11 protein-coding genes are annotated in these 14,246 nt (G+C 62.9%); 5 read left to right on the top strand and 6 right to left on the bottom strand.

Translation table 11 applies throughout. From position 1 onward, the window contains the following. The first annotated feature begins 997 nt into the window (after window positions 1-997). Window positions 998-3,760, top strand: coding sequence for a magnesium-translocating P-type ATPase (mgtA, locus tag BN1118_RS03495; protein ID WP_052449152.1), 2,763 nt, complete (start codon window positions 998-1,000; stop codon window positions 3,758-3,760). Between the two features lie 136 nt (window positions 3,761-3,896). Here the strand turns inward: mgtA and BN1118_RS03490 are convergent, their stop codons facing one another. The 6 genes from BN1118_RS03490 to BN1118_RS03470 form a co-directional block, all read right to left on the bottom strand. Further along, window positions 3,897-4,544 carry a LysE family translocator gene (locus BN1118_RS03490; protein WP_043554595.1) on the bottom strand — a complete coding sequence of 216 codons (648 nt, stop codon included), beginning with the start codon at window positions 4,542-4,544 and terminating at the stop codon, window positions 3,897-3,899. A 116-nt stretch (window positions 4,545-4,660) separates the two neighbouring features. After that, on the bottom strand, window positions 4,661-5,479 hold the full coding sequence (locus BN1118_RS03485) for an AraC family transcriptional regulator (RefSeq protein WP_043554594.1): 819 nt from the start codon (window positions 5,477-5,479) through the stop codon (window positions 4,661-4,663). Between the two features lie 67 nt (window positions 5,480-5,546). After that, a complete protein-coding gene (rarD, locus tag BN1118_RS03480; protein ID WP_043554593.1) occupies window positions 5,547-6,449 on the bottom strand; it encodes an EamA family transporter RarD in 903 nt (300 codons plus the stop codon). 125 nt (window positions 6,450-6,574) lie between these two features. Next, window positions 6,575-6,724, bottom strand: coding sequence for a hypothetical protein (locus BN1118_RS22005; protein ID WP_165576249.1), 150 nt, complete (start codon window positions 6,722-6,724; stop codon window positions 6,575-6,577). Between the two features lie 149 nt (window positions 6,725-6,873). Continuing rightward, window positions 6,874-8,370 carry an aldehyde dehydrogenase gene (locus BN1118_RS03475; RefSeq protein WP_043554592.1) on the bottom strand — a complete coding sequence of 499 codons (1,497 nt, stop codon included), beginning with the start codon at window positions 8,368-8,370 and terminating at the stop codon, window positions 6,874-6,876. A 203-nt stretch (window positions 8,371-8,573) separates the two neighbouring features. Continuing rightward, window positions 8,574-9,116, bottom strand: coding sequence for a cupin domain-containing protein (locus BN1118_RS03470; RefSeq protein WP_043136526.1), 543 nt, complete (start codon window positions 9,114-9,116; stop codon window positions 8,574-8,576). A 185-nt stretch (window positions 9,117-9,301) separates the two neighbouring features. Between BN1118_RS03470 and aptA the strand changes: the two genes are divergently transcribed. The 4 genes from aptA (at window position 9,302) to ald (ending at window position 14,191) form a co-directional block, all read left to right on the top strand. Further along, window positions 9,302-10,633, top strand: a complete 1,332-nt coding sequence (gene aptA / locus BN1118_RS03465) for an omega-aminotransferase AptA (RefSeq protein WP_043554591.1) — start codon at window positions 9,302-9,304, stop codon at window positions 10,631-10,633. Window positions 10,634-10,743: 110 nt separating this feature from the next. Continuing rightward, window positions 10,744-12,240: a CoA-acylating methylmalonate-semialdehyde dehydrogenase gene (locus tag BN1118_RS03460; RefSeq protein ID WP_043554590.1), complete on the top strand. Its 1,497-nt coding sequence runs from the start codon at window positions 10,744-10,746 to the stop codon at window positions 12,238-12,240. Window positions 12,241-12,323: 83 nt separating this feature from the next. Further along, a complete protein-coding gene (locus tag BN1118_RS03455; protein ID WP_043554589.1) occupies window positions 12,324-13,079 on the top strand; it encodes a glutamine amidotransferase-related protein in 756 nt (251 codons plus the stop codon). Beyond that, a complete protein-coding gene (gene ald / locus BN1118_RS03450) occupies window positions 13,076-14,191 on the top strand; it encodes an alanine dehydrogenase (RefSeq protein WP_042866877.1) in 1,116 nt (371 codons plus the stop codon). The genes BN1118_RS03455 and ald overlap by 4 nt, the downstream gene beginning before the upstream one ends. Window positions 14,192-14,246 lie beyond the last annotated feature (55 nt).

Genomic DNA, 14,246 nt, shown 5'->3' with positions numbered 1-14,246 from the left:
CGTGTTATCAACAGATGGAAGGATATTATGGAAAGCGACAGTTGTAGCCGATTGCAAATCGCGATGTGGGCTTACCAGAGCTGAGGTTGATATCCTGTCTTCCCCCTCACTCTGATCGCTCAGAGTGCAGCATCTATATGAGTCACCTTCGACTCTCACAACCGCTTAATCCCGGCCTTCATCAGGGATTGCCGTTGTAAATCTGGATTGTTCCGCTCACCTGCGAGCCATGCCGCCTCGCGACCCCTGCAATTGAACGCTTCATCATGCGCCCCGGGTGCTGCCCGTCAGGGCCGCCACAGCGTCGGATCCGTGCATCCGTGCCGTGGCCGGGAAGTGATCGAGCTTGAAATAACAAGATGGACAATACCATATTGAAAACGGGTTCGTTTTCGATAGGACAGGTTGCGAAATAAAATAATCAAAGTGATTGCTCAATATATTTCGGCCGTGACAAAGGTTGCACCGTAATATTTCCATGGGGTGCGGTTTTCTCCGTTATCTTCACCCGCCCGGCATCGCTGATATTATTCCCTGCCCAGCATCCAGTTATTTCAAGCTGTCGTTATCCTTATTTCCTTTATGGGTGTATGCCGCCCTGGTGGCGGGATCACCGGACTCATCCGCCGATAATGCAGACCCGCGGGTCACGCCCGCCAGCGACAGTGCATCTGGCTGTCAGTGGCCGCGCCCGACTCTCTCCACCCCACTCGGAGGATATCGTATGACCGAAGAGCCCAAGCCTCGACCCTCGGGGTCCACGCCTCCCCACGCCTGATCCCTCTGCGGGTAACAGGATGCGGAGTCCTGATCCCTGATAGCCCCTACCTGCTGGCAAGCTTGCCCGACAGACACGCCGTCTGGCGGCATGTCCTGCGGGCGGCGCCATGCCGCGCCTGCGCCAGCCGGGGGCCCATTGCCTGTCTCACATCAGTACTGACGCCTGGCCTGGCCCGCGACAGGGCCTTGCTGCAAGCGAAAATCAGGATAAAGAGTTATGAAGCAACAACATACCGCCAGCCGGCACAAGCAGCAGGGATTCGTCTCCCCGGGCCGTGCCAATGAGAAGCTCTCCTCCCGGGTGCTCGACGAGGCCGACAAGTCTCTCGAGTACACTCTCACCGCCGTGCGCGGCAATATCGATGGCCTGACTTCGACCGAGGCGGCCAACCGTCTGGTCCAGTTCGGCCCCAACGAGGTGACCCACGACAAGCCGCCCCATCCGCTGATCCAGCTGATGCAGGCGTTCAAGAACCCCTTCGTGATGGTGCTGATCGTGCTCGGACTGGTCAGCTACGTGATGGACGTGCTGATGGCCGAGCCGGGTGACGAGGATTGGGTCAAGGTGATCATCCTCGGCGTCATGGTCAGCCTGAGCGGCCTGCTCCGCTTCTGGCAGGAGTACCGCTCGGCCAAGGCGGCCGAAACCCTCAAGTCGCTGGTACGCAACACCGCTACCGTGCAGCGCCGCCCTTCGCCGGGAGCCCCCTCCCTGCGCAAGGAGGTGGCGATGGTCGAGCTGGTGGCCGGTGACATAGTGCACCTGCAGGCGGGGGACATGATCCCGGCCGACATCAAGCTGATCGAATCCCGCGATCTCTTCATCAGTCAGGCGGTGCTGACCGGCGAGGCCCTGCCGGTGGAGAAGTACGACACCCTGGGGGCCGTGGCCGAGAAGTCGGCGGACGGCAGCAGCACGGGGGAGGTGGGCCTGCTCGACCTGCCCAACATCTGCTTCATGGGCACCAACGTGGTAAGCGGCACCGCCAAGGCGGTGGTGGTGGCCACCGGCAGCGACACCTACTTCGGTTCGCTGGCCCGCAACGTGGTGAGCCACAAGCGCATCGAAACCAGCTTCGATCGGGGCGTTAACAGCGTCACCCGGCTGCTGATCCGCTTCATGCTGGTGATGGTGCCCGTGGTCTTCATGCTGAGCGGCGTCAGCAGCGGTGACTGGATGTCGGCGCTGACCTTCGCGCTGGCGGTGGCGGTGGGGCTGACCCCGGAGATGCTGCCCATGATAGTCTCCGCCAACCTGGCGCGGGGCGCCGTGGCCATGGCCAAACGCAAGGTGGTGGTCAAGCGGCTCAACTCGGTGCAGAACTTTGGTGCCATGGACGTGCTCTGCACCGACAAGACGGGCACCCTGACCCAGGACAAGATCATCCTGGAGCACCACTACGACGTGCGCGGCAGCCGGGATGACAGGATACTGCAGCTGGCCTGGCTCAACAGTTATCATCAGAGCGGCATGAAGAACCTGATGGACATAGCCGTGATCGAGCACGCCGATGCGTTGGGGTCGGGCTGCAAGCCGGCTGGCTACAACAAGGTGGATGAGCTGCCGTTCGACTTCGTGCGTCGTCGCCTGTCGGTGATAGTACAGGATGAGAGTGGCCAGCAGCTGATGGTCTCCAAGGGGGCAGTGGAGGAGATGCTCTCCGTCTCCAGCCACATCGACGACGGCAAGCAGATCCGCGAGCTGGATGAGATTGAGCGCCGTGCCCTGCTGCGCCGCAGCGAGGAGTACAACGCCGACGGTTATCGGGTGTTGATAGTGGCGACCCGCGATATCCCGGCTGCCGAGTGCAAGCAGAGCTACCGGACCAGTGACGAGGCCGGACTGGTGGTGCGCGGCTTCCTCACCTTCTTCGATCCGCCCAAGGATTCGGCCGCCCCGGCCATCCGTGCGCTGAATGACTACGGCGTGGCGGTCAAGGTGCTGACCGGCGACAACCCCATCATCACCAGCAAGGTGTGTCGCGATGTGGGGCTGAACCCTGGGGTGCCCCTGCTCGGCAAGGACATAGAGGTGATGGACGACGTGGCCCTGTGCACAGTCGTCAAGCACACCACCATCTTCGCCAAGCTCACCCCGCTGCAGAAGTCGCGGGTGGTGAAGGCGTTGCAGGCCAACGGCAACACGGTCGGTTTCCTCGGTGACGGCATCAACGACGCCCCGGCGCTGCGGGATGCGGACGTGGGGATCTCGGTGGACAGCGGTGCCGACATCGCCAAGGAGACGGCCGACATCATCCTGCTGGAGAAGAGCCTGATGGTGCTGGAAGAGGGGGTGGTCAAGGGACGCGAGACCTTCGGCAACATCCTCAAGTACCTCAACATGACCGCCAGCTCCAACTTCGGCAACGTCTTCTCGGTGCTGGTCGCCTCCGCCTGGCTGCCCTGGGCGCCCATGCTGGCGATGCAGATGCTGATCCAGAACCTGGTGTATGACGTCTCCCAGATGCTGCTGCCCTGGGACAAGATGGACCCCGAGTTCCTCAAGCGTCCGCGCAAGTGGGAAGCCAGCAACATCAAGCGCTTCATGCTCTGGCTCGGCCCGACCTCCTCCGTGTTCGACATCAGCACCTTCTGCCTGATGTGGTTCGTGTTCGGAGCCGGTGCCATGTATGCCACCGCCAACGGCAGCATGGATCCCCTGGTCAACGGTCAGGCCATCATGAACTCGGGCTGGTTCATCGAGGGGCTGGTTTCCCAGACCCTGGTGGTGCACATGCTGCGAACCCGCAAGATCCCCTTCCTGCAGAGCACGGCTACCCTGCCGGTGCTGTTGTCGACCTCCATCGCCATCGCCATCGGCTGCTACCTGCCGTTCTCGCCGCTGGCGGAGCACTTCGGCTTCATCACATTGGAAGCGCCCAAGTACTTCATGTGGCTGGTGATCACCATGCTGGCCTACATGGGGCTGACCCAGGCGATCAAGACCATCTACATCAAGCGCCACGGTCAGTGGTTCTGACGGGATAAGCCTGGCCATCAGGCACCAGCGTCAGTGGTGCCCGGTGTGAACCAGACTGTCATGCGGATTTTTATCCGTGTGAACGCAAAGAGGGATGGCTCAGGCCATCCCTCTTTTTCATGGGGTCGGGAGGAGATCAGTGGGGGACCAGGGCATAGGCCTCGCCAGCCATGCCGGTCAGGATGGAGAGGCTGACGGCGCCGAACAGCAGACCCGTGACCAGATTGAGCGGGCGCTGGATCCGGCCAAGCAGGCGTTGGGCCCGCGGGGTGGAGAGGCTCCAGGCCAGCACGCCGAACCAGACCAGGGAGAGCAGGAACAGCTCCAGCACCAGCAGGCCGCGCGTCAGGCCGTCCACCTGCGGCGTCACCATGGCCGCCAGCAGTCCCATGAAGAACAGCAGCGCCTTGGGATTGAGCAGATTGGTGGCAAGCCCGTTCCATATCCCCTTGCGCCAGCCCTGCTGCTCTCCGCCAGCCTTGAGGGCCAGTGTTGCCGAGCTGTGCCAGGCAGCCTTGAGCGCCCCCCAGGCGAGCCAGCCCAGATAGAGGGCGCCGACCACCTTCACCGCCATGAAGAGCCAGGGATGTTCGGCGATCAGCAGGCTGATGCCGGTCAGGCTGAGGGTGGCGTGCAGCAAGATGGCGAGTGCTATGCCGAGCGCAGCCCCCAGTGCCGTTGGCCTGTGCAGGCTGGTACGCAAGATCAGCGCGAAGTCCGGCCCAGGGCTCGCCAGGGCGATCAGGTGGATGAGACCTATGGTCAGAAACAGGCTGGTGAACATGGTAAAACCTCGATGACGGTATGGGGTGACAGCATGGGGGATCAGGGCGTGGAGGCGATTGTAAAAGATTGCATCTGTTGATGGTTATCGGCCGCGCTGGCCTGTCATGGCCCTGGCTAGCCGGGCTGGCCCGTAAAAGACTGCATCTGCTGGCGGTAATCGGCGGGGGTCAGCCCGAAGGCCTGCCGGAAACCGTGGTGGAAGTGGCTCTGATCGAAGAAGCCGACCGCCAGCGCCACCTCGCTCACCGGCAGGCCGCTGCCGAGCAGGCGCTTGCCCTGCTCCAGTCTCAGTCGCTTGAGCCAGGCATAGGGGGTCATGCCAGTCTTTTTCTTGAACTGACGCAGGAAGGCGAAGCGATCCAGCCCGAACAGGGCGGCCAGATCCTCCAGGCTGTGGCGCTCATCCAGCCGGGCCAGCAGATAATCGCGCAGGTATCTGAGCTGGGGATCCGCCAGGGCGTGGCGCTCCGGCGCCAGGTGCAGCAGCTCACCGAGCAGGCCCAGCAGCTGGCTCTCCGCCAGCAGGCCGTCCGCCTGGGGGGTGTCCAGATACATGTGCAGCCGGGCGAAGCCCTGGTAGAGGTCGGGGCGGCTCTGCAAGCCCTTGTCGAAGAAGGGCTCGGGGCTGTCCGGCAGCCAGCGCGCCAGCTGCTCGGGGGCGATGGCGAACACCCGCACCTCGTACCCTTCCGGCAGCAGGCTGAGGCCGTCGTGCATCTCGTCCGGGTTGACGGTGGAGAGCTCGCCGCGCACCAGATTGTGGCTGCTGCCCTTGTGGATGAATTTTTGGCCGCCCTGCTGCACCAGACCTATGTGATAGTCCAGGTGAACGTGGCGGCCATAGCTGAACTCCCTGTGATGGGAGTGGGAGAGTTCAACCCCCGGCAGCAGCCGGGATTGCCAGTAGTGGATGCGGGATTGGGGAGCGCTCATCGACTATTGATAACCTGAAACCCGAATATTGGCTTGTAGATTATTGCAGTGCCGACGCGCCATGCCGTCAATCCTGACTGGCAGCCCGGCGCCGCTTGCCGCTGCGCAGTCCGTCCAGGCTGAACAGCACAAGCGCACTCCAGATGCAGCCGAAGGTGATCAGCTTGTCCAGCGCCAGCTCTTCCCCGTAGAGGGTGACTGCCAGTATGAACATCAGGCTGGGGCCTATGTACTGGAAGAAACCCAGGGTGGAGAGCTTGAGCCGGGTGGCGGCGGCGGTGAAGCAGAGCAGGGGCGCCGTGGTGACGGCACCGGCGGCGATCAGCAGCAGGTTGAGCTGCCAGTTATTTTCAGTGAGATGGCTGGTGGGGCTGTCGGCGAATCCCCACAGGTAGATGGCGGCCGGCGGCAGCATGATCATGGTCTCGATCAGCAGGCCTGTGAGGGCATCGAGGGCCAGCTTCTTGCGGATCAGGCCGTAGATGGCAAAGCTGGAGGCCAGCACCAGGGCTATCCAGGGCAGGGAGCCGAAGGCGATGAGCTGGACGGCGACCCCGATCACCGCCAGTCCCACCGCCCACCACTGCAGGCGGCGCAGCTGCTCGCTCAGGAACAGCATGCCGAGCAGCACGTTGAACAGCGGATTGATGTAGTAGCCGAGGCTGGCATCCAGCATGTGACCGTTGTTGATGGCCCAGATGAACAGCAGCCAGTTGCCGCCGACCGTGATGGAGGTGAAGGCCAGGGTGAGCAGCACTTTCGGCTGGCGCAGCACCGCCTGCACCTTGTGCCACTGACGGCCGATCAGGGTCAGCACCAGCAGCAGGACGCAGGACCAGATCATTCGATGAGTCAGGATCTCGGCGGCCGGTACGGCAGAGATGGTCTTGAAGTAGATGGGGGCGAGACCCCAAAGGGTATAGGCGCACAAGGCATAGATGATGCCCTGACGCTGAGCTTGTTGCTGCATGTGGATAACCTTCACTGGAGAGTCGGATGCTGGAAAACATCGCAAAAAATCAGTGTAGCGATCCTTTTGGAGGGAAAGAAGTGAATAAATGGTGATCAGCGGATTTTAACGGCGGTTTGCTCTGCTCAGCGGCCCCCGCCGCGACGGATCTTCTCGACGTCCAGCAGCAACCACAGCATGAGTGCGATGGCGGAGATCCAGGGGCCCCAGGTCACATAGGCCTCACCTTGCCCCAGCATGTAGAACAGCAGCGGCAGTCCTATCACCAGAAACACTACACTTCCCAGAAAAAATAACATTTTTATCTTTATATTTAAGGGCTTGTCTATTTGATGATTATATCGATTGAGGCGGGCGATGAAAGGGTAAAAATGAAAAAGGGGGATTTCTCCCCCAATTCGCTAGATGAGCGTCATTTCTAATGCTATTCGAGCTGGATCCAGGTGCTTTTCAGCTCTGTGTACTTCTCCAGGGCGTGCAGCGACTTGTCGCGGCCGTTGCCGGACTGCTTGAAACCGCCGAACGGCATCGTCATGTCGCCGCCATCCCAGTTGTTGACGAACACGGTTCCGGCGCGCAGGGCGCGGGAGCCCTTGATCGCCTTGTTCAGATCCGCCGTCCAGAGCGCCGCGGCCAGACCGTAGTCGGTGTCGTTGCCGAGGGCGATGGCCTCTTCGAGGGTGTCGAAGCCGGTTACCGCCAGCACCGGGCCGAAGATCTCCTCACGGAAGATGCGCATCTCGGGCGTCACCTCGTCAAAAATCGTGGGCTCGACATAGAAGCCGCCGCTCTCGATATGGGTGCGTTTGCCCCCCAGCAGCAGCTTGGCCCCTTCCTGTTTGCCAATCTCGATATAGCGCAGCACCTGCTCCATCTGGACGCTATCGACCATGGCGCCGATGCGGGTGGCGGGATCGAGCGGGTTGGCGGAGATCCACTCGCGGGCATGGGCCAGCAGCCGTTCCATGAACTGCGGCTTGATGCTGTTTTGCACCAGCAGGCGGGAGGCGGCGGTACACACCTCGCCCTGGTTGTAGAAGATGGCGCCGGCGGCACTCTTGGCGGCGGCGTCCAGATCCGGCGCGTCCGCCAGTATGATGTTGGGGCTCTTGCCGCCACACTCCATAAAGGCACGCTTGAGATTCGACTTGCCGGAGCACTCCACCAGATGTTTGCCGATCCGGGTGGAGCCGGTGAAGGTGATGCAATCCACGTCCATGTGCATGGCCAGTGCCTCGCCCACCGTGTGGCCAAAGCCCGGCAGCACGTTGAATACCCCATCCGGAATGCCCGCCTCTTTCGCGATCCCGGCGATGCGCAGGGCGGTGAGGGGGGATTTCTCGGAGGGCTTGAGGATGACGGAGTTGCCGGTGGCCAGCGCCGGGCCCAGCTTCCAGCAGGCCATCACCAGCGGGAAGTTCCAGGGCACTATGGCGGCGACCACGCCGAGCGCCTCGCGGGTCACCAGCGCCAGCGCGGACTCTTCCACCGGGGCGACCTGATCGTAGATCTTGTCGATGGCCTCGGCGTTCCAGGCGATGCAGTTGGCTGCGGCGGGGGCGTCATACCCCATGGCATCGCCGATGGGCTTGCCCATGTCCAGCGACTCCAGCAGCGCCAGCTCCACCTTGTTGAGGCGCATCAGCTCGGCAAAGCGTTGCATGATCAGCTTGCGCTGTTTCGGGGCCAGCCCGCTCCAGCGTTTGTCACTGAAGGCGGCGCGGGCGGCTTGCACCGCCAGCTCGGCATCCGCGGCGTCGCAGGCGGCGACCTTGGTCAGCAGCTGGCCATTGGCCGGGTTGATGCAGTCGAAGGTGGCGCCATTGATGGCGTCCCGGTAGCTGCCGTCGATGAAGGCTTGCGAGGGCAGGGTCAGATGGGCGGCCTTGTGTTGCCACTGGGCCAGGGTCAGGTCACTCATGTTCACTCCTTGAACCGGCAAAGAATTGGTCTCCGCGTATCAATATGCTAAACATCTTGCCGCTTGTAAATCCATTCTGTAACAATTCATTAAACACTTGCCCCTTTATCCCCGGCAATGGCGGCCATCCTTGTCACTCGCCATGAGCGAGAAACCGGCCGGGGCAAGGCGCCAGCGATCGGCGTGAACGCCGTTGAATGGCCTTAGAAACTGGCCGGGGTGTTGGCGGAGATCAGCACGCACTCCTGCTCGCCCACGTTGCGAAAACGGTGCGGAGTACGGCTGTCGAAGTAGTAGCCATCACCCGCCGCCAGCTGGTGGATCTGCTCGCCGACTGTCACCTCGACCGTGCCCCGGATGATGATGCCGCACTCTTCTCCCTCGTGGCTCAGCATGTCGTCACCCGTGTCGGCACCCGGCGGCAGTATCTCCTGCATCATGCCGATGGCACGGTTGGCGCGGCTGTGGCCAACCAGCCGGTAGCTGATGGGATGGGTGCCGAGATCCGGCATGTCGCTGGCGCGGAAGATCACCTCGGTTCCCATCTCTGTCTCTTCGGTGAAGAAGCTGGCCAGGGACATGGGGATACCTTCCAGCACCTTGCGCAGTGAGGAGACCGAGGGGCTCACCTGATTTTTCTCGATCTGGGAGATAAAACCGTTGGTCACACCGGAGCGTTTCGCCAGCTCGCGCTGGGAGAGGGCCGCCTTGGTGCGAACCGCCTTGAGGCGGTGACCTATATCCATCAATAGACACTCCTTGACTGTTTACTATTATTAAAATTGTGTTAAATATCTTATACCACCCTGCTCATGTATCAGCTAGGGGTGGCACCAGATGGGGCGATAATGAGCCCCTTTTTAGGAATTCAGGTGTTTAATTTAATAGGCATAAGCCGATAGTTACTAAACACCTTAAGGATGAGGTGACCATGAAACCGATCAGCGACATCAATACGCCCTCCGACATGTCCGCCTTCTGGATGCCGTTTACCGCCAACCAGCAATTCAAGGCGGCGCCGCGCATCCTGAAGTCGGCAGAGGGGATGTATTATCACTCAGAGGATGGCCGCAAGATACTGGATGGCACAGCCGGGCTCTGGTGTTGCAACGCGGGCCATGGTCGCCGTGAGATTGCCGAGGCGGTCTCCCAGCAGATTTCCCACCTCGACTTTGCGCCGACGTTCCAGATGGGGCACCCCCTGCCGTTCGAGCTGGCCAACCGGCTGGTGGAGATTGCCCCCAAGGGGCTGGGCCATGTCTTCTATACCAACTCGGGCTCGGAAGCCGTGGACACGGCGCTCAAGATTGCGCTGGCCTGGCAGCGGGCGCGGGGGCAGGGCACCCGCACCCGGCTGATTGGTCGTGAGCGCGGCTATCACGGGGTTGGTTTCGGCGGCATCTCAGTGGGGGGCATTCCCGGCAACCGTAAATGGTTCGGCTCCCTGCTGAGCGGGGTGGATCACCTGCCCCACACCCTAAATATCGCCAGGCATGCCTTCACCAGGGGGCTGCCCGATGAAGACCTGACCCTGGCCGACGAGCTGGAGAAGATCGTCTTCCTGCACGATGCCAGCAACATAGCGGCCGTCATTGTCGAACCCATAGCCGGCAGTACCGGCGTCATCATGCCGCCCAAGGGCTACCTCAAGCGGCTGAGGGAGATCTGCACCAAACACGGCATCCTGCTGATCTTCGACGAGGTGATCACCGGCTTCGGTCGCCTCGGCTCCCCCTTCGCCGCCCAGGAGTTCGATGTCATGCCCGACATGATCACCTGCGCCAAGGGGCTCACCAACGGCGCCATCCCCATGGGGGCCGTGCTGGTGAGCAACGGCATCTATGACGACATGATGGCCGCCGGCAAGGGTGCCATCGAGCTGTTCCACGGCTACACCTATTCGGGTCACCCTGTGGCCGCCGCCGCCGCGCTGGCGACCCTCGAGATCTATCGCAACGAGAACCTGCTGACCCGCGCCGCCGATCTGGCGGGCTACTGGGAGGAGGCGGCCCATTCCCTCAAGGGCTGCAAGCATGTGAAGGACGTACGCAACTACGGACTGGTGGCGGGCATAGAGCTCGAATCCCTGCCGGATGCGCCGGGCAAGCGTGCCTACGAGGTGTTCGTGCGCTGCTTCGAGAAGGGGGCGCTTGTCCGCGTCACCGGCGACATCATAGCCCTGTCGCCGCCCCTCATCATGGAGCGCAACCAGATAGACGATCTCTTCACCCTGTTGCAGGACGTGTTGCAGACGCAGGCATAACCCCTTTTCACCTTGAATTGCATGGCGCCCCGGATTCGGGCGCCATCTCCCTGTGCCCGGCTCGCGCGAGACGGCGCAGGGAGAGACGGATTAACCATCACGGAGGATTTATGACATACAGGGTCAGCAACTTTATCAACGGCGAGACGACAGAGAGTCGCAGCGAGCGCTTCGGTGCCATCTTCAACCCGGCCACCGGCCAGCAGCAGGGCCAGGTGGTGCTCAGCACGGCCGCCGAATGCGGCGAGGCCATTGCCGTGGCAGAGCGCGCCTTCGCCGACTGGTCGCAGACCCCGCCGCTGGTACGGGCCAGGGTGCTGTTTCGCTTCAAGGAGCTGATGGAGCAGCACAGGGATGATCTGGCCCGGCTGATCAGCCGCGAGCACGGCAAGGTCTTCTCCGACGCCCAGGGGGAGCTGACTCGCGGGCTGGAGGTGGTGGAGTTTGCCTGCGGCATCCCCCATCTGCTCAAGGGGGAGCACTCCCTCAACGTGGGCCGCGGGGTGGACAGCCACTCCATGATGCAGCCGGTGGGGGTGTGCGCCGGCATCACGCCGTTCAACTTCCCGGCCATGGTGTCGCTCTGGATGTTCCCGGTGGCCATCGCCTGCGGCAACACCTTCATCCTCAAGCCGTCCGAGAAGGATCCGTCCCTCTCCCTGCGCATGGCCGAGCTGCTCAAGCAGGCCGGCCTGCCGGACGGTGTGCTGAACGTGGTCAACGGCGACAAGGAGGTGGTGGACGTGCTGCTGACCGATCCGAGGGTCGGCGCCGTGTCGTTTGTCGGCTCCACCCCCATAGCCCAGTACATCTATGCCACCGCCTCGGCCCACGGCAAGCGGGTGCAGGCGCTGGGCGGCGCCAAGAACCACATGCTGGTGATGCCGGATGCGGATCTCGATCAGGCAATTTCCGCCCTGATGGGGGCAGCCTATGGCGCGGCCGGTGAGCGCTGCATGGCGATCTCGGTGGCCGTGGTGGTGGGGGATGAGACAGCCGATGCGCTGGTGGCCAAGCTTTCGCCACTGGTGGCGCAACTCAGGGTCGGGCCGGGTCTGGGTCAGAGCCCGGAGAACGAGATGGGGCCCCTGATCAGTCGCGAGCATCTGGCCAAGGTGCGCGCTTACGTGGATCAGGGGGTGGCCGAGGGGGCCCAGCTGCGGGTCGATGGTCGCGGCGTGAGTCACGGGGAAGGTTACTTTATCGGTGGCAGCCTGTTCGACCGGGTGAGCCCCGAAATGCGCATCTACCGGGAGGAGATCTTCGGCCCCGTACTGGCCATAGTGCGGGCCCCGGATTACGAGACGGCGCTCAGGCTCATCAACGAACACGAGTACGGCAACGGCACCGCCATCTTTACTTGCGACGGCGATACGGCGCGGGACTTCACCGCCAGGGTTCAGGTCGGTATGGTAGGGGTGAACGTCCCCATCCCCGTGCCCATGGCGTTTCACAGCTTTGGTGGCTGGAAGCGGTCCATCTTCGGGCCGCTCAACATGCACGGGCCGGATGGGGTGCGCTTCTACACCCGGATGAAGACGGTGACGGCGCGCTGGCCACAGAGCCTGCGCGCCGGCGCCGAGTTCTCCATGCCGACCATGAAGTGACGCGCAGGCACGCTGCCATGGCCTAACTTGTTGCCCCCGCAGGCCATAGCTCTGCGGGGGCAATCTCTGTAAAGGAGTTACAGATGCGACTGGGAATTCTCGATTGTGACCGGCTGGACCCCGATTTGGCGGGTGATTTCGGCCCCGTTTACTCCGAGATGTTTATCAAGGGCTTTCGGGCCCTGGCCCCCGAGCTGGAGTTTCGGGTCTGGTCGGCGCTCGATGACGAGCTGCCGGACGACCTGCACGGGTGCGATGCCTGGCTCATCACGGGTTCGCGCCACGATGCCTACAGCGATCTGCCCTGGATCCAGGCGCTGCGCGGCTGGATCCGCCAGGCCCACGATGCGGACGTCAAGCTGGCCGGAGTCTGCTTCGGTCATCAGGTGATCGCCCAGGCGCTGGGGGGCGAGGTAGTGAAGTCCACCAAGGGCTGGGGGCTCGGCGTCTCAGTTCATCCCATGCTGGCGACCGGAGCCTGGATGCAGCCCGGGCTGGACACCATCCGGATCCTGGCCAGTCACCAGGATCAGGTCGAGCAGCTGCCGCCGGGCGCGATCCGGCTGGCGGGCAACGATTTTTGTCCCAACTTCATGTTCTTGCAGGGGGATCACATAGTCGCCATTCAGGGACATCCGGAGTTCTCGGTGGAGTACAACCGGGCGCTGATCGAGCGGCGGCGGGACTTTCTGTCCGACGACCGCTATCAGCGCAGCCTCTCCTCGCTGGAGGGGGAAGTGGACTCGGCCACCATGATGCAGTGGCTGTTGCAATTTTTGGGCATACTGCCCGGTGGCGAAGGAGCGACCGGCGGGATCACAGCAGGAGAGCGAGCATGATTATTGGCGTACCCAAGGAAATCAAAAACCATGAATACCGGGTCGGCATGACTCCCGCCGGAGTGCAGGAGCTGGCGGCCCGGGGACACAAGGTCCTGGTGCAACAGCAGGGAGGCGAGGCGATCGGACTGTCCGATGCCGAGTACCAGGCGGCCGGGGCCGAGCTGGTGGCCAGCGCGGCGGAGATCTTCGCCCGGGCCGAGATGATAGTGAAGGTGAAGGAGCCCCAGCCGGAGGAGTGCGAACTGCTCAGGCCGGATCAGCTGTTGTTCACCTATCTGCACCTGGCGCCGGATCCGGTGCAGACCCAGCTGCTGGTGCACTCGGGGGCTGTGGCCATCGCCTACGAGACGGTGACCGACGAGCGCGGCGGCCTGCCGCTGCTGGCTCCCATGTCAGAGGTGGCGGGGCGGATGGCGATCCAGGCCGGCGCCCACAGCCTGGAGAAGGCGCAGGGGGGCAATGGCACCCTGCTCGGTGGCGTACCCGCGGTGGCGCCCGCCAAGGTGGTGGTGTTGGGGGGCGGTGTGGTTGGCGTCAACTCGGCGCGCATGGCGCTGGGACTGGGAGCCGATGTCACCATTTTGGATCGTTCCCTGCCGCGGCTGCGGGAGCTGGACAGCCTCTATGGCCCGGCCCTCAAGACGCTTTACTCCACTCGCACCAATATCGAGGCCTGCATCGCCCAGGCGGATCTGGTGATCGGCGCCGTGCTGATCCCGGGGGCGGCGGCGCCCAGGCTGCTGACCCGCGACATGCTCAAGCTGATGCGCAAGGGATCTGTGCTGGTGGACGTGGCCATCGATCAGGGAGGCTGTTTCGAGACCTCCCACCCGACCACCCACGAGGAGCCCACCTATGTTGTGGACGGCATCATCCACTACTGCGTGGCCAACATGCCGGGTGGCGTGGCGCGTACCTCCACCTTCGCCCTGACCAATGCCACCCTGCCGTTCGTGCTGGCGCTGGCCGACAAGGGCTATGCCCAGGCGCTCAGGGATGACAAGCACCTGCGGGCCGGTCTCAACGTGTTCAAGGGCAAGATCACCCAGGCGGCGGTGGCCCAGGCGCTCGGCTACGAGTACGTCAGCGCCGAGTCCGTGCTGGGCTGACGCAGCAGCGTGAAGCTGGCCGGCAAACGTCGAGCGGGCTCACAAACCCCGCGAT

It is taken from the genome of Aeromonas bestiarum, from assembly GCF_000819745.1.
Taxonomy (GTDB): Bacteria; Pseudomonadota; Gammaproteobacteria; order Enterobacterales; family Aeromonadaceae; genus Aeromonas; species Aeromonas bestiarum.
The sequence above is the reverse complement of the archived record's forward strand: the minus strand, read 5'-3'. Positions and strand labels throughout refer to the sequence as shown.

Coding starts and splice junctions, on each gene's coding strand:
- mgtA (WP_052449152.1), top strand. CDS start 998: ATGAAGCAACAACATACCGCCAGCCGGCACAAGCAGCAGGGATTCGTC.
- BN1118_RS03490 (WP_043554595.1), bottom strand. CDS start 4,544: ATGTTCACCAGCCTGTTTCTGACCATAGGTCTCATCCACCTGATCGCC.
- BN1118_RS03485 (WP_043554594.1), bottom strand. CDS start 5,479: ATGAGCGCTCCCCAATCCCGCATCCACTACTGGCAATCCCGGCTGCTG.
- rarD (WP_043554593.1), bottom strand. CDS start 6,449: ATGCAGCAACAAGCTCAGCGTCAGGGCATCATCTATGCCTTGTGCGCC.
- BN1118_RS03475 (WP_043554592.1), bottom strand. CDS start 8,370: ATGAGTGACCTGACCCTGGCCCAGTGGCAACACAAGGCCGCCCATCTG.
- BN1118_RS03470 (WP_043136526.1), bottom strand. CDS start 9,116: ATGGATATAGGTCACCGCCTCAAGGCGGTTCGCACCAAGGCGGCCCTC.
- aptA (WP_043554591.1), top strand. CDS start 9,302: ATGAAACCGATCAGCGACATCAATACGCCCTCCGACATGTCCGCCTTC.
- BN1118_RS03460 (WP_043554590.1), top strand. CDS start 10,744: ATGACATACAGGGTCAGCAACTTTATCAACGGCGAGACGACAGAGAGT.
- BN1118_RS03455 (WP_043554589.1), top strand. CDS start 12,324: ATGCGACTGGGAATTCTCGATTGTGACCGGCTGGACCCCGATTTGGCG.
- ald (WP_042866877.1), top strand. CDS start 13,076: ATGATTATTGGCGTACCCAAGGAAATCAAAAACCATGAATACCGGGTC.